The sequence below is a fragment of the Clostridioides sp. ES-S-0006-03 genome, assembly GCF_020662275.1.
In the GTDB taxonomy this organism is placed as follows: Bacteria; Bacillota; Clostridia; order Peptostreptococcales; family Peptostreptococcaceae; genus Clostridioides.
On sequence record NZ_JADGMM010000009.1, the window covers coordinates 152,264 to 172,864 of the forward strand.

At 26.9% G+C, this 20,601-nt stretch carries 24 protein-coding genes; 16 read left to right on the plus strand and 8 right to left on the minus strand.

Features of this window, described 5'->3' with window-relative positions:
- Positions 1–52: 52 nt before the first annotated feature.
- Complete coding sequence (locus IR151_RS13505) at positions 53–331, minus strand: hypothetical protein (protein WP_227435168.1); 279 nt, start codon at positions 329–331, stop codon at positions 53–55.
- A 270-nt stretch (positions 332–601) separates the two neighbouring features.
- On the opposite strand from IR151_RS13505, the gene IR151_RS13510 reads away from it, so the two are divergent.
- The 10 genes from IR151_RS13510 to lexA all read left to right on the plus strand — a co-directional run bounded on the left by IR151_RS13510 (position 602) and on the right by lexA (position 9,023).
- The gene (locus IR151_RS13510) at positions 602–1,048 is read left to right on the plus strand and encodes a hypothetical protein (RefSeq protein ID WP_227435171.1); all 447 of its coding nucleotides are present in this window, start codon (positions 602–604) and stop codon (positions 1,046–1,048) included.
- Between the two features lie 268 nt (positions 1,049–1,316).
- The gene (gene accB / locus IR151_RS13515) at positions 1,317–1,769 is read left to right on the plus strand and encodes an acetyl-CoA carboxylase biotin carboxyl carrier protein (protein WP_227435173.1); all 453 of its coding nucleotides are present in this window, start codon (positions 1,317–1,319) and stop codon (positions 1,767–1,769) included.
- Positions 1,770–1,784: 15 nt separating this feature from the next.
- The gene (gene accC / locus IR151_RS13520) at positions 1,785–3,146 is read left to right on the plus strand and encodes an acetyl-CoA carboxylase biotin carboxylase subunit (protein WP_227435176.1); all 1,362 of its coding nucleotides are present in this window, start codon (positions 1,785–1,787) and stop codon (positions 3,144–3,146) included.
- Between the two features lie 14 nt (positions 3,147–3,160).
- A complete protein-coding gene (accD, locus tag IR151_RS13525) occupies positions 3,161–4,015 on the plus strand; it encodes an acetyl-CoA carboxylase, carboxyltransferase subunit beta (protein WP_227435179.1) in 855 nt (284 codons plus the stop codon).
- Between the two features lie 20 nt (positions 4,016–4,035).
- Positions 4,036–4,980 (plus strand): acetyl-CoA carboxylase carboxyltransferase subunit alpha, encoded by a 945-nt coding sequence (locus IR151_RS13530; RefSeq protein ID WP_227435182.1) that lies wholly within the window; start codon positions 4,036–4,038, stop codon positions 4,978–4,980.
- Between the two features lie 188 nt (positions 4,981–5,168).
- Positions 5,169–5,429, plus strand: coding sequence for a stage V sporulation protein S (locus tag IR151_RS13535; RefSeq protein WP_003424039.1), 261 nt, complete (start codon positions 5,169–5,171; stop codon positions 5,427–5,429).
- Positions 5,430–5,582: 153 nt separating this feature from the next.
- Entirely contained in the window at positions 5,583–5,954 is a 372-nt protein-coding gene (locus IR151_RS13540; protein WP_227435185.1) for an ACT domain-containing protein, read from the plus strand.
- A gap of 29 nt (positions 5,955–5,983) precedes the next feature.
- Positions 5,984–6,829 carry a hypothetical protein gene (locus IR151_RS13545; RefSeq protein WP_227435188.1) on the plus strand — a complete coding sequence of 282 codons (846 nt, stop codon included), beginning with the start codon at positions 5,984–5,986 and terminating at the stop codon, positions 6,827–6,829.
- A 328-nt stretch (positions 6,830–7,157) separates the two neighbouring features.
- Complete coding sequence (locus IR151_RS13550; RefSeq protein WP_227435191.1) at positions 7,158–8,285, plus strand: tyrosine-type recombinase/integrase; 1,128 nt, start codon at positions 7,158–7,160, stop codon at positions 8,283–8,285.
- 102 nt (positions 8,286–8,387) lie between these two features.
- A complete protein-coding gene (gene lexA / locus IR151_RS13555; protein ID WP_227435195.1) occupies positions 8,388–9,023 on the plus strand; it encodes a transcriptional repressor LexA in 636 nt (211 codons plus the stop codon).
- Between the two features lie 164 nt (positions 9,024–9,187).
- Here the strand turns inward: lexA and IR151_RS13560 are convergent, their stop codons facing one another.
- Positions 9,188–10,351, minus strand: coding sequence for a ComEC/Rec2 family competence protein (locus tag IR151_RS13560; protein WP_227435198.1), 1,164 nt, complete (start codon positions 10,349–10,351; stop codon positions 9,188–9,190).
- Positions 10,352–10,800: 449 nt separating this feature from the next.
- Here IR151_RS13560 and IR151_RS13565 point away from each other — a divergent pair, with 449 nt between their 5' ends.
- Positions 10,801–12,207, plus strand: a complete 1,407-nt coding sequence (locus IR151_RS13565) for a sensor domain-containing diguanylate cyclase (RefSeq protein WP_227435200.1) — start codon at positions 10,801–10,803, stop codon at positions 12,205–12,207.
- 361 nt (positions 12,208–12,568) lie between these two features.
- Here IR151_RS13565 and IR151_RS13570 read toward each other — a convergent pair whose 3' ends face one another.
- On the minus strand, positions 12,569–13,201 hold the full coding sequence (locus IR151_RS13570) for an OmpA family protein (RefSeq protein WP_227435201.1): 633 nt from the start codon (positions 13,199–13,201) through the stop codon (positions 12,569–12,571).
- Entirely contained in the window at positions 13,194–14,552 is a 1,359-nt protein-coding gene (locus IR151_RS13575) for a hypothetical protein (protein ID WP_227435203.1), read from the minus strand. Before IR151_RS13575 ends, IR151_RS13570 begins: the two co-directional genes overlap by 8 nt.
- A gap of 169 nt (positions 14,553–14,721) precedes the next feature.
- Here IR151_RS13575 and IR151_RS13580 point away from each other — a divergent pair, with 169 nt between their 5' ends.
- The 5 genes from IR151_RS13580 (at position 14,722) to IR151_RS13595 (ending at position 18,529) form a co-directional block, all read left to right on the plus strand.
- Positions 14,722–15,474 (plus strand): ABC transporter ATP-binding protein, encoded by a 753-nt coding sequence (locus IR151_RS13580; RefSeq protein WP_227435204.1) that lies wholly within the window; start codon positions 14,722–14,724, stop codon positions 15,472–15,474.
- Positions 15,464–16,264 carry an ABC transporter permease gene (locus IR151_RS13585; protein WP_227435206.1) on the plus strand — a complete coding sequence of 267 codons (801 nt, stop codon included), beginning with the start codon at positions 15,464–15,466 and terminating at the stop codon, positions 16,262–16,264. Before IR151_RS13580 ends, IR151_RS13585 begins: the two co-directional genes overlap by 11 nt.
- Positions 16,265–16,813: 549 nt before the next feature.
- On the plus strand, positions 16,814–16,948 hold the full coding sequence (locus IR151_RS20265; RefSeq protein ID WP_009889851.1) for a hypothetical protein: 135 nt from the start codon (positions 16,814–16,816) through the stop codon (positions 16,946–16,948).
- Positions 16,949–17,170: 222 nt separating this feature from the next.
- Positions 17,171–17,614 (plus strand): deoxycytidylate deaminase, encoded by a 444-nt coding sequence (locus tag IR151_RS13590; RefSeq protein WP_227435208.1) that lies wholly within the window; start codon positions 17,171–17,173, stop codon positions 17,612–17,614.
- Between the two features lie 123 nt (positions 17,615–17,737).
- Entirely contained in the window at positions 17,738–18,529 is a 792-nt protein-coding gene (locus IR151_RS13595) for an N-acetylmuramoyl-L-alanine amidase (RefSeq protein ID WP_227435210.1), read from the plus strand.
- Positions 18,530–18,689: 160 nt separating this feature from the next.
- On the opposite strand, the gene IR151_RS13600 is transcribed toward IR151_RS13595, so the two are convergent.
- The 4 genes from IR151_RS13600 to IR151_RS13615 form a co-directional block, all read right to left on the minus strand.
- A complete protein-coding gene (locus IR151_RS13600; RefSeq protein ID WP_227435212.1) occupies positions 18,690–19,043 on the minus strand; it encodes a hypothetical protein in 354 nt (117 codons plus the stop codon).
- A 2-nt stretch (positions 19,044–19,045) separates the two neighbouring features.
- Entirely contained in the window at positions 19,046–19,429 is a 384-nt protein-coding gene (locus tag IR151_RS13605) for a YtxH domain-containing protein (RefSeq protein WP_227435214.1), read from the minus strand.
- Positions 19,430–19,964: 535 nt separating this feature from the next.
- Positions 19,965–20,282 carry a PBECR2 nuclease fold domain-containing protein gene (locus tag IR151_RS13610; RefSeq protein ID WP_413927186.1) on the minus strand — a complete coding sequence of 106 codons (318 nt, stop codon included), beginning with the start codon at positions 20,280–20,282 and terminating at the stop codon, positions 19,965–19,967.
- A 110-nt stretch (positions 20,283–20,392) separates the two neighbouring features.
- The gene (locus tag IR151_RS13615) at positions 20,393–20,599 is read right to left on the minus strand and encodes a helix-turn-helix domain-containing protein (protein ID WP_227435217.1); all 207 of its coding nucleotides are present in this window, start codon (positions 20,597–20,599) and stop codon (positions 20,393–20,395) included.
- Between the last annotated feature and the right edge of the window lie 2 nt (positions 20,600–20,601).

Consider the following 20,601-nt stretch of genomic DNA (forward strand, 5'->3'; position numbering starts at 1 on the left):
TAATATTAATGTTTTGTTACTAGCAACCTTTAGATATCTATAAATAGATTATCTAAAAAATCCCATTTCTTTTGTTAGTAGACCATATTCCTATTAAAATTATCAATGAATATACTATATACAAAACTATTCTTATATACTGAACATCTAGTCCAAAAAACTCAATATTACTTTGTGAGGTATGCAACATCACAAGTACTGCAGATATACCAATAAGCAAAGGATTAATTACTATTTGCTTATCAGTTCTTAAAATCATTATTTTTCCCATCCAAATTATCGATAATATAAAAAATAAAACTTTAAGACCAAACTCTAATGTATCTACCAAAGCGAAAACATCCCTTCATTTATAATAAATTTTTCAGCTTAATCAAATATAAAACCCTAATATAACCTTTTAAACTTGTACTAAATCCATATAAGATAATTTAATTAAGTTCTATAAAACTTTATCTACATTAATATATACTACACTATACTTTGCATTTCTTAAATATAAATTATTAAAATTAATAAAATTTTGTTCATGAGTGTATAAAGATATATTTCATTATTTAAATGCATATCATTATATATACAGTTTTAGGAGGCGAGGTATATGGAATCTAAATTTTTTAATTGGTACACTCAATCCTTAGGAGGAACTTTTGGTATTATATCATGTATATGTGCTTATTTAAATGGATATATGTTTGTTTATACAAATAGTGCTAGCAGTTACTTTGAAAGTATAGGATTTTTAGGAATAATTTCAAGCTATGTATTACTTCCACTTTGTATGCTAACTTTGGTTTTTGGAATTATACGTTCTTATACTCCAGATACATCTGATAAAAGTATTTTTGATATACCATTTTTTACTTTAAATAAACGATTGATACTTGTTACAGTAGTTTTTGGATTTATTGGTGCTAGATTTTATTTTATAATTCCTGCAATTTTAATGACTTTTAACTTATATAGTAGTATTTTAATCACTAAATTAAAAGATATACTATATAAAAACAAAGAAAATGATACTAATATGAAAGAAAGCGAAGTCTAAATTGCATAATTTTGGTATTTGTCTTAAAAATTCCCGAGGTATTAATTTGTATTTTATTGTATTTTGCAAAATATATTGAATTTTATTCATTTTATACTTATAATTTATATTAATAATGGAAAATTAAAACAAAAGAATTTACTGGTTGTTAATTTAAAATTAAAATATATCTGAATGTGTTGATTCTATAGTCAGCACTTTTTCTTTTATAAATTTGCTTTTTGTGATATAATATTAGCACCAGGTAATAATACAAGGGGGTAACAACATGAACATCAATGAAATTAAGGAATTATTAAAGGTCATAGACTCAACTAACTTAGAATATGTAAAGCTTGAAAGTAGTGATTTTAAATTAGAAGCATCTAAAAAAACTGAAGTTACAAGCTCACCTGTTTTAAGTGTACAACAAGAATCGGTAGTAGATCTTTCTTTAGAAAAGCCATTTGTAAATGAGGAACCTGTAGTATCTAATGAGAATTTATCAATAGTAGTAGCTCCTTTGATGGGGACATTCTATGATTCTCCAAGTCCAGATGCAGAAGGTTTTGTCAAGGTTGGCGATGTAGTTGAAGAAGGTGACACTTTATGTATATTAGAAGCAATGAAGCTAATGAATGAAATAACAAGTGAAATTAAAGGTGAAATAATTGAAGTATTAGTTGATAATGAAGAACTAGTAGAATATAATCAACCTTTATTTAAGATAAAACCATTGTAGTAGGAGGTATTTAAGTTGATAAAAAAAATACTAGTTGCAAATAGAGGTGATATAGCAGTTAGAATCATCAGAACGTGTAAAGAACTAGGTATAAAAACTGTCGCTATCTATTCTGAAATAGATAAAGATTGTTTTCATAGATATATAGCTGATGAATCTATTTGCATAGGGCCAAACAATATAAGCAAGAGTTATAATAACATAGAAAATATTATATACCTTGCTCTTAAATTAAAATGTGATGCTATTCATCCAGGTTTTGGCTTTTTATCAGAAAACCCTGAATTTGCAAAACAATGTGAAGAGAATAATATTATTTTTATAGGTCCAACAAGAGAACAAATGATTTTGATGGGAGATAAATCTAGAGCGAGAGAAACTATGATGGAATTAAATATCCCTGTTGTTCCTGGTTCAGAGTCTGTTTTAAAAACTAAGGAAGAAGCTTTAGAAGTTGCAAGAGAAATTGGCTATCCTGTTATGATAAAAGCCTCAAGTGGAGGCGGTGGAAAAGGTATGAGAATCGTTAGAAAGGAAGAAGAGCTTTTTTCAAATTTTGATATGGCAAGTTCAGAAGCTTTAGCAGCATTTTCTAATAGCGATTTATATATGGAAAAATTCATAGAAAATCCTAGACATATAGAAGTACAAGTATTTGGTGATAAACATTCAAATGCAATACATTTAGGTGATAGAGATTGTTCTATGCAAAGAAGAAATCAAAAAGTAATAGAAGAGTCTTTAAGTCCATACCTTTCAGATGAAGAAAGAATAAATCTTCATAAAATTGCAGTGGATATAGTAAAAGGTGTAGGTTATATTGGTGCTGGTACTATTGAATTTATAGTTGATAAAGATAAAAACTTTTATTTTATAGAGATGAATACAAGAATACAAGTTGAACATCCAGTCACAGAGATGGTAACAAATCTTGACCTTATAAAACTTCAAATATCTATAGCTAATGGAGAAGAAATACCTTTTAAACAAGAAGATGTTGTTTTTAGAGGTCATGCTATTGAGTGTAGAATAAATGCTGAAGATTCATCAAATAATTTTGCTCCATCACCAGGTAAAATAGAGTCATTAAATTTACCTGGAGGTTTTGGCGTTAGATTTGATACTTTTGTATATACAGGATATACTATTCCACCTTTATATGATTCTATGATAGGTAAATTAATATGTTGGGCTGAGACTAGAGAAGAATGTATAAATAGAATTTATAGAGCTCTAGATGAAATTATTGTAGAAGGTATTAATACAAATGTAGAATTCCAAAAGGCACTTGTAACAAGTGAAGAGTTTAGAAAAGATACTCATCATACCAAATTTATAGAAGATGTCTTTATGAAGAAAGAATTTGCTACATTATAAGGAGTAAATAGATTATGATAAAAAAATTTTTATCATCAAAAGAATCTAAGTATGTTACGATTTCTTTAGATGACAACTTTAAAAAGAATAGTGTAGATGATAAATTTTGGACTTATTGCAAAGGATGTAATAGTCATGTATTTAGAAAAGACATAGAAGAAAATTCATTTGTATGTCCAAAATGCTCAAGACATTATGGTTTAAGAGTTCGAAATAGAATAAATTTATTGATTGATAAAGGGACTTTTATGGAATTTAATTCTGATATAGAATTTCAAAATCCATTAAACTTTCCTAAATATAAAGAAAAAGTAGACTCTTATAAGGAAAAAACGAATGAGTCAGAAGCTGTTGTCACAGGTTATGGAAGATTAAATGGAATTAAAACAGTTATTTGTGTAATGAATCCTGATTTTATGATGGGAAGCATGGGTTCTATTGTTGGAGAAAAAATAACTTACTCAATAGAATATGCTGCCAAAAACAATTTACCTATAATTATTTGTTCTGCTTCAGGAGGAGCTAGAATGCAAGAAGGTATGGTATCTCTTATGCAAATGGCAAAGACTTCTCAGGCACTTGCTAAGCTTGAAGAAAAGTCATTACCATATATATCAGTTTTAACTGACCCTACTACTGGAGGCGTAACTGCTAGTTTTGCTATGCTTGGAGATATTATAATTTCTGAACCAAATACATTAATCGGTTTTGCAGGACCAAGAGTAATAGAACAAACAATAAATCAAAAACTTCCTGAAGGATTTCAAACTTCTGAGTTTTTACTTGAAAAAGGTTTTATTGACATGATAGTAGATAGAAGAAAAATGAAGGAAGTATTGTATCAAATTCTTGCTATGCACAAGAAATAGGGCATAAAGGAGGAACTGTTTTGATTGAAAATAATAATGATAAAATAAAAGTCTTGGAAAATGATATTAAACAATTAATAGCTATTTCTGAGGCAAATAACATAGATTTAAGTGATAAAATAAATTCCCTTAATGAAAAATTAGCAAAGCTTAGAGAAGATGCCTTTTCACATCTATCACCATATGAAAAGGTAGTGTTAAGTAGAGATATAAAAAGACCTACAACTTTGGAATACATAGAACATATTTGTTCTAATTTTTTAGAGCTTCATGGAGATAGGCTTTATAAAGATGACCCTTCTATAGTTGGAGGAATAGGGCAAATAGGAAAATTCAATGTTACTATAGTTGGTCACCAAAAGGGAAGAGATACTAAAGAAAATATAAAAAGAAACTTTGGTATGCCTCATCCAGAAGGATATAGAAAAGCGTTAAGACTTATGAAGCAAGCTGAAAAATTTGACAGACCGATAGTGACATTTATTGATACATCAGGAGCATTTTGTGGCCTAGAGGCAGAAGAAAGAGGACAAGGAGAAGCTATTGCAAGAAACTTACTTGAAATGAGTAAACTTTCTGTTCCAGTAATTACCTTTGTAATTGGTGAAGGTGGTAGTGGAGGAGCTTTAGGAATTGGAGTAGGCAATGATGTGTGTATGTTAGAACACTCGGTTTATTCTGTAATTTCACCTGAAGGTCTTTCGAGTATCTTATTTAAAGATTCATCTAAAGCAAAGGAAGCTTGTGATGTTATGAAACTTACAAGTAATGATTTATATGATTTAAAAATAATAGATAAGATTATAAAAGAACCTCTTGGTGGTGCACAAAAAGATGTAGAAGCTGTTTCAAAGGAAATGAAGTCTTATATTTTAGAAAGATTAAATCATTATAAAGATATGCCTAAAGAAGAAATAATGTCTCAAAGGTATAATAAATTTAGAAATATTGGAAAATGCTTATAGAATATAAAGAAATTTGTAGATTTTTCATTATAAAATGGTTTTAAAAAATAAAGGTTTTCTTAAATCTATTATAGAAGTATATTTTTATAAAAGTATACTTTAAATGATGATTGTAATTAGTAAATGGCAATTGTGATTTAGTACTTTAGGTAATGGATACTTTAACAAATTAACAAGGAGATGTTGAAATGGAAGTACTAAAAGTTTCATCAAAATCTAATCCTAATTCTGTAGCTGGAGCTTTGGCTGGAGTACTGAGAGAGCGAGGTATTGCAGAAATACAAGCTATAGGAGCTGGAGCTCTAAATCAAGCAATAAAATCAATTGCAATAGCAAGAGGATTTGTTGCACCTAGTGGAATGGACTTAGTGTGTATTCCCGCATTTACTGATATAGAAATCGAAGGTGATAAGAAAACTGCCATCAAACTTATAATTGAACCTAGATAATATATCTTTTTGTTAGAATTTAATCAAGTTTTAAAGGTTGACTATGGAAATGATGTCCTGTAGTGAACCTTTTTTACTTCGATATATTTTATTTTATATAAATTTTAATGTATAATCTTAATTAAACAAATAAGTTTGAAGGAGATGTATATTATGAAATTAAAACTATTTTTAGAAGAGTATGCAGTATGTAGATTAAATAATAACAGTAAAATACCAACATGGATAGATACAGAAAAATTTTACTCTATAACTAAAACTGATGATGAATTGAGCATTGTATGTTCAAATAACAATATTCCTTCTGATATTAAGTCAGAAAAAGAATGGAGAATACTTAAAATCTTAGGCCCTTTAGATTTTTCACTTATAGGAATTTTATCTAAGATAAGTGGGTTATTAGCTGATAATAAAATAAGTATATTTGCAATTTCTACATATGATACAGATTATATTTTAATCAAAGAAAAAGATATAAAAAATGCTTGTAAAATTTTAAACTGTAATGGATATGAGATAGAGTAGTTGAATACTTAAATGCGAGGTCATAGTTTATGATTCATATAGTTGAGATTTTTAAAATAAGTATAATAAATATCTTTTGTTTTATAGGAATATTTATTGTATTTGGATTGATTTTTAGTATTATAGAAAATTTAAATAATAAATATATCTTTTTATCTTTTGGAAAAACTGGTGTCATTGTAACTGGAGCTATAGGAACTTTTGTACATGAATTGAGTCATTTAATAATGTGTTTGATTTTTATGCATAAAATAAATTCAGTAAAATTCTTTAGACCAATTGAAAGTAAAAATGATGGAGTATTAGGATATGTAAATCATAGCTATAAAAAAGATAATATTTATCAGAGTATAGGAAATTTTTTTATAGGAATCGCTCCAATTATAGGTGGAACAATGATAATTATTTTACTTTTTAGAATACTATTACCAGATAGCTATATTAAAATAATACAAAGCATAGATTTAAAGTTATATGTAAGTATGATTAATAACTTTAATATAGCAGGTTTTACACAGATTATTTTAGATGATATTTTTAATTTTGTAAAAATAATATTGTTAACGCCTGATATATATTCATTAAGATATTTTATATTTATGTTTTTAATGTATTCAATTTCCACTCATATGTCACTTAGTAGTGCCGATTTAAAAAGCAGTTTAAAGGGTTTGAGTTTTATAGTTATAATTATATTTGCAATTAGTTTAATTATATACTTATTTGGGCTTAACAGCTTAAATATTTCTAATTTAATAGTGAAGTACAATATATTTATAAGTTTTTTTATGACAATAGGTGTTATTTTTTCAATAGTAACTCTCATAATATCTTATATTTTAAGTTTGGTAAGTCCATTTAAAAATTTTAATTAAGATATTAAATCTTATACTATTTTACTTTCATTGAAAAGATAGTAAAATTCAAAATTGAAAGAGAGTTTACTAAAACATAAAATTTCTCAATATATTTTAGTAAATACTTATTAAGTATATATTGAGAAATTTAAAAAGAGCATTCGGATTGAACTAGTCTTTAAATGTGGATTTAGGGAATAGTTAGTGCAAAAACCAATTAGAGTACTACTAATCTCTTAAAAAATACATTAATTGATTAAATTAAATATTTATGCTAACATAGCTACATTGTTATTAATAAAAATAACTTACAAATATTCATATTTTAATTTTAGGAGGTTTAAATTTGAATAATGATAAGAAAATTATAAAAGTACATAATAAATCTGATAAACCTGATAATATTGTCATCAAAGAAAACGAACTTATAGAAAAATGTCTACTTTTGGAAAATAAACTTCCTGCATTTATGAAAGATTATTTTATATATCTAAAAGGTTCTGTTGCTGTCTCTACACGACTTGCTTATTTAGAAGATATAAAGTTTTTCTGTTTATACATGATTGAGACAAAGGAATTAACAAGTGCAGATTGTATAAAGGACATTACAGAAAGTGATTTTAACATTATAAAATCAAGAGATATAAACTTATTTTTAGGTGATTATTGCAGTAGATATTATAAAAATACAGAGAAAAATACATTAATTTTTGAAAATAACAATAGAGCTCTGGCAAGAAAAAAATCATCCATCTCTACTCTATTTAAATTTTTATATAGAAATTCTCAAATAGATAGTAACATAACTGATGGATTTAATCCAATAAAGCTACCTAAACCACAACCAGATGCTATCAAGCGTCTTGAAATAGATGAAGTTGCAAAAATGTTAGAGTCAGTAGAAACAGGTGAAGGTCTTACTGAAAAAGAAAAAGTTTATTGGAAAAAAACTAGATTACGTGATAAGGCTATATTAGCTCTATTTGTTACATATGGGCTTAGATTAAATGAACTCAGAGAACTTAATATCTCCTCTTTTAATTTTTCAAGAGGTGAATTTAAAATATATAGAAAACGTGGAAAAGAAGTCTTAATGCCTATAAATCATACTTGTGAACATGTAATAAAAGATTATTTACAAAATGAGAGAACAAGAGATGACTTACTAGATGATGAAGTTAAAGATGCATTGTTCTTATCTCTTCAAAATAAGAGGATTACAGCAAAAGCTATAAGAACACTTGTAAAAAAATATACCTCTATTCCATTAGATACAACTAGAGATAATGGATATAGCCCTCATAAATTAAGAGCAACTGCTGCAACTTCTCTGATTCAAACAGGATTTTCTATATATGATGTTCAAAATTTACTCGACCATGATAATGTCACGACTACTCAACTTTATGCCGCACATAAAAAAAATGTAAAACGTGATATAGTTAAGAATTTTGAATGGATTGAAGATGATTAAAAATCAGGAACAAATGTTTGCAGATATAAATGGATTATGTTATAATTAAAAATATAAATGTATGGAAATAAAAACAAAATATGTTTGGAAATGAGTGATGTTATGTATTTAGATCTAACTGAAAAGCAAGTTTTAATACTGGAATTTATAAAATCTCAAATCATATTAAAAGGCTATCCACCTGCTGTAAGAGAAATATGTACTGCTGTAGGGTTACGATCTACTTCAACTGTGCACTCTCATCTAAATAAACTTGAAAAACTGGGATACATAAGAAAAGACCCTACTAAACCAAGAGCTATTGAAGTTTTAGAGCGTAGTAAAGTCAATGATGTTTCTGGAGCTAACCAGGAAATAATAGAACTTCCTTTAGTAGGTCAAATAACAGCTGGAGAACCCATTTTAGCTCAACAAAACATAGAGGAATATATTCCATTCCCTGCCAGTTTAGTAAAGGGCAGTAATAATTTTGTATTAAAAGTAAAAGGCGAAAGTATGATTAATGCAGGAATTTTAGATGAAGATTACGTTGTAGTAGACAAAAAAAATACAGCCTTAAATTCTCAGATAGTGGTTGCACTTATAAATGGTGAATCTGCGACGGTCAAGAGATTCTTTAAAGAAGGAAACTCTATAAGACTTCAACCAGAAAATGATTTTATGGAACCAATTATGCTTAAAGACTCAGAAGTTGAAATTGTAGGTATTGTAACTGGTGTATTTAGAGTTATAAAATAACTATTAAAGAATATCAAAAAAATAAGCTATTTAATAGATAAAATATATCTTAATTTCTTTATTTTATCTGTTTGGAATAGCTTATTTTTATATGCATTTACTTTTTTATAATATTTAATGCTTTTTATTTATTATTTCTCATACTTTAGCTATTGATATTTTAACTATTGCTTTCCATAACATATATCACATGGGTCATTTTTCTTACTTTCTGCAATTGTACCTGATAATATTTTTTTACTTCTTGAAAGCCCACTACAATTTTTAGTTGAGTGATAACTCTTCCCTTTTGGAGTAAAATACACTGTTTTTGACGAATTTGATACATTTTGTTCCTTATTTAAGGATTCGTTTTTGTCTGTATTGTTATTTAAATTTTCGTAGTTTCCATCTTCTCTAACACCCTTTTTGTAACTTCCATCTTTACAGCTTGTAAAAACTCCATCACCTGTAGATTCAAATACTATATCTGAACATTCGTCACTTCTATGTACTTTTACACCCATCTTTTTTAATTTGTTCATTGTTTCCTCATGTGGATGACCATATGAATTACCTTTCCCAACTAAAATTACTGCATATTCAGGGTTTACTTTATCTAAAAAAGCCTGAGATGAACTACTACGAGAACCATGATGAGCTACTTTTAAAAGGTCTACTTCTCCAAGTTTTGATAGTATTTCTTTTTCTGTACCTTCCTCAGCATCACCTGTAAATAAGGCTTTATCGTTACCATTATTATATGCAAGTACTAGTGATTGTTCATTAGTAGTATCTCCTCCATTTGTATTTAGAACTTCAAAATAGGAGTCTTCAAGATAAAACTTTTTATTTTCAAGAGGTACACTTGGAGATAAATCCTTATTTGCTAAAGCATTTATAAAATCTCTGTAACTCTTTGTTTCTGCTGAACCATTTGATACAAAAACATTTTCTATATTGAAATTTTTTACAACAGAATCAAGTCCCCCTAGATGGTCTGCATGAGAATGAGTAGCTATAAGATACTTAATATCTTTTACCCCTTGATTATTTAGGTAGTCTACCATTAAATTCTCATCATCGTTATCTCCCCCATCTATCAACGTAAAAGTTTTGCCCTCTTGAATTAATATTGCATCACTATTTCCAGTATTAATAAAATGAATTTTTATATTTTTATCATTTGATATACTACTAGATAAAGTTTCTTGGTTATTTGATTGATTATTTTCACTGTCTGTTGCACTACTACATCCAGTTAAATAAATAGATATAGAAATTATCAATAAAAATACCAAAGCTTTAATTTTACAATTTCTTTTGTTTTTTATATTACCTTCTATCATAACTTACTCCTCCATTTTCACAATACTTTATGTCATCTACCGACTTATTCTATCATAATTAGCCATTTGATATCAATATTTATCCTATACAGTTAATTTATCTTGTATTAATAATAAAACAATAATATCTCAACTTTTTTTATTTTAATAATATAATTTATTAACTTTTTATATATTTTTAAGTAATAATATTTAATATAATAGTAATGATGATAAATTACAAAATAAAGGATTTTTAAGCTTTAATCCATTGGAAAAATATACTATAATATATGTATTAACCAAGAGAAAATAGCTAAATAAGCTATTCTTAGTAATATAAAAATATATTTCTAGATTTTGATAACTGTCAGTTTAACTATCATAACCTATATTTGAGGAAAGAAATTCCCATTTCAAACCTAGCTAAAGGATGAGTTATTGACAGAATTTTTACTCAGGAGGTAAAAATGAAAGATAATTCACATTATACACTCATTCTAGCATTAGCTGATATAATTGTTGGAAAACAAATAGATACAAAAAAAGTCACTAAATCGCTTGAACTTATATGTAATAGTTTTTCGTTTGAATGTGCTCTAGTATATGAAGTAGACCAATATAATCATTTTAATTTAATTGAGAATTACAGTTTGAATGACATAAAATTATGTAATAGTTTCAATGCATATGAAATTGAATCGGATTTTCAAAAGCAATTAGCTCATCAGAAAATAATTTATTTAAATAAAAATAAAAATTATAAACCATGTGAGATTGATTTTATGAATATTTTTCATGCAGAATCTTTGATTGGAATATCTGTGATAGATGAGAATTTTAATAATTATGGCTTTATTTTATTTTTAAATACTACATCTAGGAAAATAGATTTTTCTGATTCTGAACTTAATACACTATGTATTGTCCTTTCACTACTTGAAAAGTATTTAAGTGTAAGAATACATAGAAATAAAGTTTTCTTCACACAGACTGCACTTGAAAGCATAATAAATAATACAGGCATAGATATTTATGTCATTGATTTTTATACATATGATATTATATATGTAAACAAGTCAATGGCTGAACCTTATGGTGGGATATCTCAATTTTTGGGTCAGAAATGCTGGCAGGTTCTTTTCCCTGGGCAGACATCTCATTGTGAGTTTTGCCCACAAGAAAATCTTATTGATGAAAACGGCAACATTACAGGAGTACATACCTGGAATTATCAAAGACCTTTTGATGGAGCATGGTTTAGAGTATTTAGTACAGCTTTCAGATGGATTGATGGTCGTCTTGCTCATCTTGTTAGTAGTGCAGATATAACTGATAATAAAAAGAATGAAGAATTAATTGAATATATGGCAAATTATGATGTATTAACAGGTCTTCCAAACCGAAGAATGCTTATTGAAGAATGTAAAAATAGAATTGACAATGCTAAAGAAGATGAGCAAGGGTATGTAATCTTTTTCGATATTGATGGTTTTAAAGTAATTAATGATAATTATGGGCATGATGCTGGTGACGAGTTTCTTATAAAATTGGGGGAATTCTTCTCATCAATTCCACTTCTTAAAAATTCAGTTTATAGAAATGGTGGAGATGAATTTGTTGCTGTAATTGGTGGTGACATTACAAAAAATAACATACGTAATTTAGTAAGTTTTATACATGAAAGGTTTAAAAACCCATGGAATTTAAAAAATGGTTCTATATATTGTAATACTAGTGTTGGTATAGCTTGCTATCCAGAAGATGGAAATAATGCTGAAGAATTAATTAATAAAGCAGATCAGGCAATGTATCAAATTAAAAAAACTGGCGGTTCAGGAATATGTTTTGGCTACCAGTTAATAAAAAATGATTAAATCTAAATTTTTTAATCAGCAGTAAAAGGGTAATAACTAGAATTAGTTATTACCCTTTTACTAATTAATTGTAACATGATATGAGTTTTTACGATGTTTTTTTACATAATATTTAAATAATAATTTATAAAGCAATAACATAGAAAATTGACACCTTATAAGTTTTATATTATATAAAATGAATTATTTTACATCAGTAGTACCCAGTTATGCATTTTAAACGCCCATTTATGTTTAAAATATTGCAAAATTCTTCCAAAAACTATAATATATTAAATATCAACAAAAATAAATAAACTTTTTCCTTAAAGAAGGCTTAAAGCTCACACCAACTGCCTTCTTTTTTTTTATAATTTTTTAACTATTTATTTTGATTAATATTTATTTCATATTTTAGCTCTACTCTTCTAGATGCATCTCTATTTACACTATTATCTCCGTTTTTTAAGAGTTCAGCTTTTGACCTACCTATTGCAATAATATGTTTAGTTACCTTATCTTTATATTTATAATTACCTATTTCATCTCCTACTATAAATTTAGCAACGCTATATGCCCTTCTTTGTGATAAATCTAAGTTATAGATATAGCTTCCTACATCGTCTGTATGGCCTTCTATAACTATTTTAGATATATAGTCGCCATAATCTTTATAAATAGTTTCTATGTACTTTGGAACAAACATTTTTAACATCTCTTTAGCCTCTGGTTTCAAGACATCACTATCTACATCAAACATTGTCCTTTCACCAAAAGTTACTTGACCATTAGCCTTATCCACTTTCACAGGTATACCACTTTTTTTAAAGGTATCTTCAACAGAAGCATTCACATTTTTAGCTAAATCCTGTTCAACTGAACCTGAGATACTTTCTGAACTAAATAATATAAGAATTACAACCATCAACACAGTGGATAATAAATCTGTAAATGTTGGCCAGAAACTACTCTTTTCAAATTCTCTGTTAACAGTTCTTCTATATTTATTATTCATTTAACTCATCCTCACCTATGACCTTTATTTCTTTCTTTTCTATCTCATAAATTTCTTCACTTAAAGGATTAAATATACTATCAATATTACTTTCAAATAAGTCTTCACTATCAAGAGGAACTTCGTCTTGCATGAAGGAGTTATTAAACATAACATCTAGCTTATCTTGAATGTCTAAAGAGTTCTCAAACATTATATCTAGTTTGGCTTGTAAGTCATTAGAAAAGTTCTCAATAATACTTGAAAGATTCTTAATTGAATCGTCTAGAGTATATTTTTCGTCTAAAAGAATTTTTTGATTTTGAGATATTTTGTTTTCATGAGTCATTAATTTAGTTAACAAATCTTGAGCACTTCTTTCATATAAAGCAAATCCTGCATTTATATTTCTTATATAATCTTTAATTTTATGTTGGCTTTCAGTGGAATTATATATATTTTTTGAGGATTCTTTTATATCAAATAAAATTTCCTTATTTATATTATCTTGATTATCATACTTATCAAACAGTTTTACAAATTTTACATTTAAAATATTAAACTGTTTATCTAATTTTCTTACACTTTGGTCAAATGTCTTAATAGAACTTTGAGAGCCTTCTAAAAGACTTTTTAAAGCTTCTATTCCACTAATAAATTCGTCATTAAAATCATTTAAGTCTTTAGATATTTTATCAAATTTTTCAATAGCTTCTATAGACTTGCTTATTTGTTTTATTGTATTTTTTACCTCCTCTACTTTTAAATCCATTCTTTCTGATTTAATATGAGTTACCTCAGAAGTCAGTAGATTCTCAGCTTTTAACATTATTTGTATCAAAACATGTTCACAGTCTTTTATCTTTGTAAAATAGCCTATAATTAGAGAAAACACCACTCCAAATATACTAGTTGTAAATGCAGTTTGCATGCTACTAATAGTCGAAGGAAGTGAATTTATAATATCTTTAGTATCAACACATAAAAGCATTGTAGAAAGCCCAACAAATGTACCTAAAACTCCAAGTAATATACTTATTGAAGATGAATTTTTTATGCTCCTAATTTTTTCTAATATCGGTAAGTTATTATATTTTAAATCTGATACAACTTCTTCTACAAACGAAGTTATATTTACATCAGCATAAGGATTTTCTTTACTATATGTATAGTAATCATTCCTTATTTTGCTATAAAATACACTCGTTTTATAGTCTTGGTTGATTTCTTCTAGTTTTGAACTTACAAACAAATACAACTTGTTGTTTTCCATAATTTTAAAAATAGAATACACAGTTATTGCAAGTAAAAATAATATAGTTATTGGATTAGTAAATATTGACTCTATCAAATTAGTTATTATGTTACTCAATTTTATCCCCTACCTTATAATTTATTTATCTATAATTTATACGTACAAGTTACTAAGAAAATACGTAAATAAACAAAATATTTATATTATATTTATGAAAAATGGTACAAATAGGTTGTAATGTTAATAACATAATATATACGAGCTAAAAGTTATAGGGGGTGGCATAATGAATGACAACATAGTAGAAGTTAAAAATATCAATATGAACTTCTACACTAAGGAAGGCGAGCTTGAAGTATTAAAGGATGTCAATTTTAATTTAAAAGAAGGTGAAATACTAACATTACTCGGTCCTTCTGGAAGCGGAAAATCTACAATTTTAAATATTCTTACTAATCTTTTAAAACCAACTAGTGGTGATGTAAAGATTACTGGAAATATTGGATATATGTTTCAAAAAGACAATCTGCTTGAATGGAGAAATATAATGGATAATATAACTATTGGTTTGGAAATTCAAGGTAAAAAAGATAAAAAATCTTTAGATAGAGTTGAAGAGCTTTTAAAGACTTATGGACTATGGGATTTCAGAAGTATGTATCCTAAAGAATTATCTGGTGGTATGAGACAAAGAGTTGCTCTTATTAGGACACTTTCTGTAAATCCAGATGTTTTACTTTTAGATGAACCTTTTTCAGCTCTTGACTATCAAACTAGACTGTTGGTTTGTGATGATGTTTATAGTATTATTAAAAATGAAAATAAGTCTACTATTTTAGTTACACATGATATTGGTGAAGCAATAAGCATATCAGATAAAGTTGCAATACTATCTAAAAGACCAGCTACTATAAAAAATATTTATGACATTGAACTTAATATGGATGGAACAAAAACGCCTCTCAAAACACGTAAAGTTCCCGATTTTCAAAAGTATTTCGACATCTTATGGAAGGAGCTAGATACACATGAGGCTTAATAAAAGATCTGAAGGATATATAAACTATATTAAAGGTGTAAAAAGAGAAAAAAGAAATGTATTATTTTATCAACTATTAATTTTAATTGGCTTTATTATAATTTGGGAGATTTTAGCTGATTTAAATGTTATAAATACTTTTCTATTCAGCAAACCAAGTGATATTTACAATTTGTTTATTCAATATGCATCTAGTGGCCAACTATTTAAACACATTGGAGTATCTGTATATGAAACAGTTCTTGGTCTTGTTATAGGAACTGTTTTAGGTATTTTAGTAGCTATTGCTCTTTGGTGGTCAGAAAAATTATCAAAAATATTAGACCCATTTTTGGTAGTTTTAAATGCTCTTCCTAAGACTGCTTTGGCTCCTATAATTATAGTTTGGGTTGGTGCTGGAATAGAAGGAATTGTAGTAACAGCTGTAACTATTTCCGTTGTTGTTACCATACTTTCAGCCTATAATTACTTTATGAATATAGATGAAGAAAAAATTAAGATGTTAAAGAGTTTTGGAGCTAGCAAATCACAAATCCTATTTAAACTTATATTACCCGCAAATACAGGAAATTTAATAAACTTAACTAAGATTAATATTGGTATGGCTTGGGTAGGTGTTATAGTAGGAGAATTTTTAGTATCAAGATATGGAATAGGATACTTGATAGTTTATGGCAGTCAAGTATTTAAGTTAGATTTAGTAATGATGGGTGTATTCGTGTTAGCTGTTTGTGCATGGGCAATGTATGCTATAGTTAACATTATTGAAAAAATATATAATTCTAGATAAATAAAAAATATTATTTAGTAAATTTTAATCATTCTAGTATTTATAGGATAGTTTTCTAGAAATACTAGAATTGTACAATTAAAAAATTATAACTATATAACTTTAATATGTGAAACTGTAGGAATATTTGTGAGAAACATAAAGCAAATTTACCTACAGTTTTTAGTGTATAAAATCAGTAAAATAAGTTAGATTTTTACTGATTTTATTACATAAATCCAATAGTACAATTCATCTTTCCATAATATCTGGAGATGTATCATACAATCTTATTTTTTATTGAGTATATTATAAAGTAATAGAACAATTAAAATACTGATTACCCTATTTTGCAACTTACACAATTGTATATAAAAGATAAAAAATAATTATCATCAAATTCATAATTTTAAGGCTTAATGCATATAATTATATGTCGGTTAAAGGCGCATAAAAATAAAAGGAATTCATAAGTTATATGTTGTATAGATATTGTAGTAGATGTAATATGTAAGAAATTTCAGCACTATTTATATTCTGTACAAAAAGATACTTGAAGGGAGATTAAAAATGGGAATATTAGAAGGAGCTGCAATGATAAGAGAAATTGCAATTAAAATAGCCAAAGAAAAAGGTATTACAGAACAAAAGGCATGGCCTGAAGCTGTAAAAGAGTTTAAAGAAAAATATGAACTTGTGTTATAAATTTTGATTATAAAAAAACTGTCTTGATTTTATTAAGACAGTTTTCATATTTTATGATGAAAATTTTATAAAAAGTTTAATGAAATAAGATTTAATTATTAAAAAAACAATTTAAAATTTATTTTATCTTTTATACTTTTAGCTATAAAACAAATTTGTTTTTAATACTGTTTTTGAGGTATAAATCTTATATATTAAAGATAAGATTTGGAGGTATTTAGTTTGGAAAGTAAACTTGAAAATAGATGTTCATGGCAAGAGTATTTTATGAGATTATGTGAGACAGTAGCTGAAAGAGGTACTTGTGACAGAGCTTATGTTGGAGCTATAATTGTTAACTCAGAAAACAGAATCGTATCTACTGGATACAATGGTAGTATATCTGGAGATAATCACTGTAGTGAAGTTGGTCATGAGATGAGAGATGGTCATTGTATTAGAACCATTCATGCCGAACAAAATGCCCTTTACTATTGTGCTAAAGAAGGCATATCAGTTAAAGATTGTTCTATTTATGTAACCCATTTTCCTTGTTTAAATTGTACTAAGGCCATAATTCAATCTGGAATTAAACATATCTACTATAAAACTGGATATAGGATGGATGAATATGCCTTGAGATTATTACAATCAAGCAATGTGTTATATACAAAATTGCAATTTTAATACTTACACATATTATTCTATAATTTTACAAAATATTTTATATTAGATAATTAAAGTATAAAAAGAAACAAAATTTTAAATTGTGCATATATTAAATAGAAGTTAAATTTAATCATAAAGGAGATGTATAATTTGAAAGTAGTAGTAATACCAGGGCACACTTTAACTGGGAAAGGTACAGGAGCTGTAGGATATATAAACGAAAGTAAAGAAACAAGAATAATGAATGACTTAATAGTTAAATGGCTTAAATTAGGAGGGGCTACTGTTTATACAGGAAAAGTTGATGCATCAAATAATCATTTAGCTGACCAATGTGCTATAGCAAATAAACAAGAAGCTGATTTAGCTGTTCAGATTCATTTTAATGCAAATGTTACAACTTCAGCCCCAGAAGGTACAGAAACTATATATAAATCTAATAATGGAAAAGCATATGCAGAAAAGGTAAATGCTAAACTAGCTACAGTATTTAAAAATAGAGGTGCAAAATCTGATGTTAGAGATCTTTATTGGCTTAATCACACTAACGCAACAGCTATACTAATAGAAGTATGCTTTGTAGATAGCAAAGCAGATACAGATTACTATGTTAATAATAAAGATAAAGTTGCTAAGTTAATAGCAGAAGGAATATTAAATAAATCTATATCAAATTCTCAAGGGGGAGATAAAGTGTATGAAAATGTAATAGTTTATAAGGGGGACGCTGATAAAGTTGCTGCTCAAATTTTATACTGGCAATTGAAAGATGCTTTAGTAGTAGAAGCATCTAGCTATAAGCAAGGTTTAGGCAAAAAAGTTTATGTTGTAGGTGGAGAAGCTAATAATCTTGTAAAAGGTGATGTAATAATAAATGGTGCTGATAGATATGAAACTGTAAAATTAGCATTAAGACAAGTAGGTAAGTTATAAAATAGATATTATTTTATAACTATATAATAAAAAGATGTATCTACTTATTATGTTTATTCATCAATAGATACATCTTTATTTATTTGTACTTTATAAAGTGTTTTCTGGAAAATTAGTTTAGTAAAGTTTTAAATTCACAGAAATACTAAAGCTTATCGTATTAATATTTTTTATCTGAAAAAATATTTTTAATTATAGTTAATATATCAACTATGACATCCATATTTGATTTAACGCTGTCTTTAGTAACAAGAAAGTCTGCTGTAACTTCAGTAACAGCCTCTGTTACATCTTTCATATTCTCGCCTACTTCTCCAAAACTATCTACAACACTAGGAAGATTATTTAAAGTTGTATTTATATTTTGAGTATTTTCATTTAATACATTTCCAACAGTATTTAAAATCTTATGTAATTTAGCAAGTACAATAATTAAATAAATTAAAGCGATACACCCAAGTATAGCTAATAATACATATATTATACTAATATTAATTGTTATTGTGTTATTCATTGTTATTCCTCAGTGACACTTACTGGTTCAACAATGTCTATTACTTTATCTTCCTCGCTAGAATCTTCAACACGTTTTTTATTATCTATATAATTTCTTATCTTTTGCTTTGATTCAATGAAATTTCCGTTTCTGTCTTCTAATTTCTCAGACATCTTACCTTTTACATCCACTGTTTTCATGTTTATTTTATCCGCAATTTGTTGAGATGCATCTTTTATATCTTCTCTTGTTTCTTTTCCTGATTTAGGTGCTAGTAATACTCCTCCAACTGCACCAGTAACAGCTCCTAGTACAACACCAGCCGTTGCAATTTTAGCTTGTTTGGCTTTTTCAGCTCTTTGTTTAGCTTTTCTTTTATCTTCTATTTTTTTTGATAAGTTCATATCCAATCGCTCCTTATTATAATATTTCTAAATATTATAATACATTTTTTTCCATAATGATATAGTTTCTAACTAAATTTTTAAAAACTAATAAAAAGTTCTTTCTAGTATTTATATATATAATAAGAATTCTAAACTACATTCCAAAAATTCTATAATATAAGTATCTGAAAACTCTTTAATATAAGTCTCCTACTCTTTCACTGTATATCAAAAATTTTGATGCAGTTTCTAAATACAATTCTTCATTAGCATTTAAACATCTTATTTCTTTTGTGCTAAATATCTCCATATTTTTAACCCTTTTAAATAAATTAATTAAAAAAACAATAAGAGAGGAATTAATCCTCTCTTTTAAATTTAATTAGATTTGGCAGGGCGGCGTATCCTGCATCTCTATTAACTACCCTATAAGCAGCGTATTGGGTGCCTTTTCCAACCTCAAATCTAATAAATAAATATTTACATATATATTTATATTATAACTTATTTGATAATATTTTTCAATGCTTTAGGAAAAATTAATAATATTATGTTAACCATCATATTGTAATACTCTTCCACTACTAATTCTACTTTCTAATTTTGCTTCTTTTATGGCGTATAATGAAGAGACATATAGATATCCCTTTTTTGTATCTAGTTCTGTAGCAACTAATATATAATCATCAAGTTTTTTTACAAATTCTACACTTTTACCAGGTTTTTTAGGATGACTTCCTATATACTCAGGAGATTTTAGCACTGTTTTTATAGTTTCTAGTATATCATTAAAAATGTCTTTACTCAATTGACCTCTATGTTTTTTCTTTATATGTTTTATAACACCAGAAGGATTACTTTTCTTTATAATCTGATAAAATCTCGTCTATTGCATGTAAGCTAATCTATTATTTTTATTATTTCCATATTTTCTAACACACTGTAAAACATATTAGTATCACATTAGTATCATAAATTTTACTACTCAATATCTTTTTTTATTTCTATAACATCATTTGGAGTACAATCAAAAACTAAACATATTTTTTCAATTACAGCTAATGCAACATATTCATTCTTACTTAACTTTGAAAGAGTTCCATTACTTATATTTGCTTTTTCTTTAAATTCCATTTTTTTAATATTTTTATCAAACATCATTCTCCATAAAGGTTTATATGAAATCATTT

What these genes read in the sequence shown, in the direction of transcription:
- IR151_RS13510 (WP_227435171.1), top strand. Translation starts at nt 602, where the DNA reads ATGGAATCTAAATTTTTTAATTGGTACACTCAATCCTTAGGAGGAACT.
- accB (WP_227435173.1), top strand. Translation starts at nt 1,317, where the DNA reads ATGAACATCAATGAAATTAAGGAATTATTAAAGGTCATAGACTCAACT.
- accD (WP_227435179.1), top strand. Translation starts at nt 3,161, where the DNA reads ATGATAAAAAAATTTTTATCATCAAAAGAATCTAAGTATGTTACGATT.
- IR151_RS13535 (WP_003424039.1), top strand. Translation starts at nt 5,169, where the DNA reads ATGGAAGTACTAAAAGTTTCATCAAAATCTAATCCTAATTCTGTAGCT.
- IR151_RS13540 (WP_227435185.1), top strand. Translation starts at nt 5,583, where the DNA reads ATGAAATTAAAACTATTTTTAGAAGAGTATGCAGTATGTAGATTAAAT.
- IR151_RS13545 (WP_227435188.1), top strand. Translation starts at nt 5,984, where the DNA reads ATGATTCATATAGTTGAGATTTTTAAAATAAGTATAATAAATATCTTT.
- lexA (WP_227435195.1), top strand. Translation starts at nt 8,388, where the DNA reads ATGTATTTAGATCTAACTGAAAAGCAAGTTTTAATACTGGAATTTATA.
- IR151_RS13560 (WP_227435198.1), bottom strand. Translation starts at nt 10,351, where the DNA reads ATGATAGAAGGTAATATAAAAAACAAAAGAAATTGTAAAATTAAAGCT.
- IR151_RS13565 (WP_227435200.1), top strand. Translation starts at nt 10,801, where the DNA reads ATGAAAGATAATTCACATTATACACTCATTCTAGCATTAGCTGATATA.
- IR151_RS13570 (WP_227435201.1), bottom strand. Translation starts at nt 13,201, where the DNA reads ATGAATAATAAATATAGAAGAACTGTTAACAGAGAATTTGAAAAGAGT.
- IR151_RS13580 (WP_227435204.1), top strand. Translation starts at nt 14,722, where the DNA reads ATGAATGACAACATAGTAGAAGTTAAAAATATCAATATGAACTTCTAC.
- IR151_RS13585 (WP_227435206.1), top strand. Translation starts at nt 15,464, where the DNA reads ATGAGGCTTAATAAAAGATCTGAAGGATATATAAACTATATTAAAGGT.
- IR151_RS20265 (WP_009889851.1), top strand. Translation starts at nt 16,814, where the DNA reads ATGGGAATATTAGAAGGAGCTGCAATGATAAGAGAAATTGCAATTAAA.
- IR151_RS13595 (WP_227435210.1), top strand. Translation starts at nt 17,738, where the DNA reads ATGTATAATTTGAAAGTAGTAGTAATACCAGGGCACACTTTAACTGGG.
- IR151_RS13600 (WP_227435212.1), bottom strand. Translation starts at nt 19,043, where the DNA reads ATGAATAACACAATAACAATTAATATTAGTATAATATATGTATTATTA.
- IR151_RS13605 (WP_227435214.1), bottom strand. Translation starts at nt 19,429, where the DNA reads ATGAACTTATCAAAAAAAATAGAAGATAAAAGAAAAGCTAAACAAAGA.
- IR151_RS13615 (WP_227435217.1), bottom strand. Translation starts at nt 20,599, where the DNA reads ATGATTTCATATAAACCTTTATGGAGAATGATGTTTGATAAAAATATT.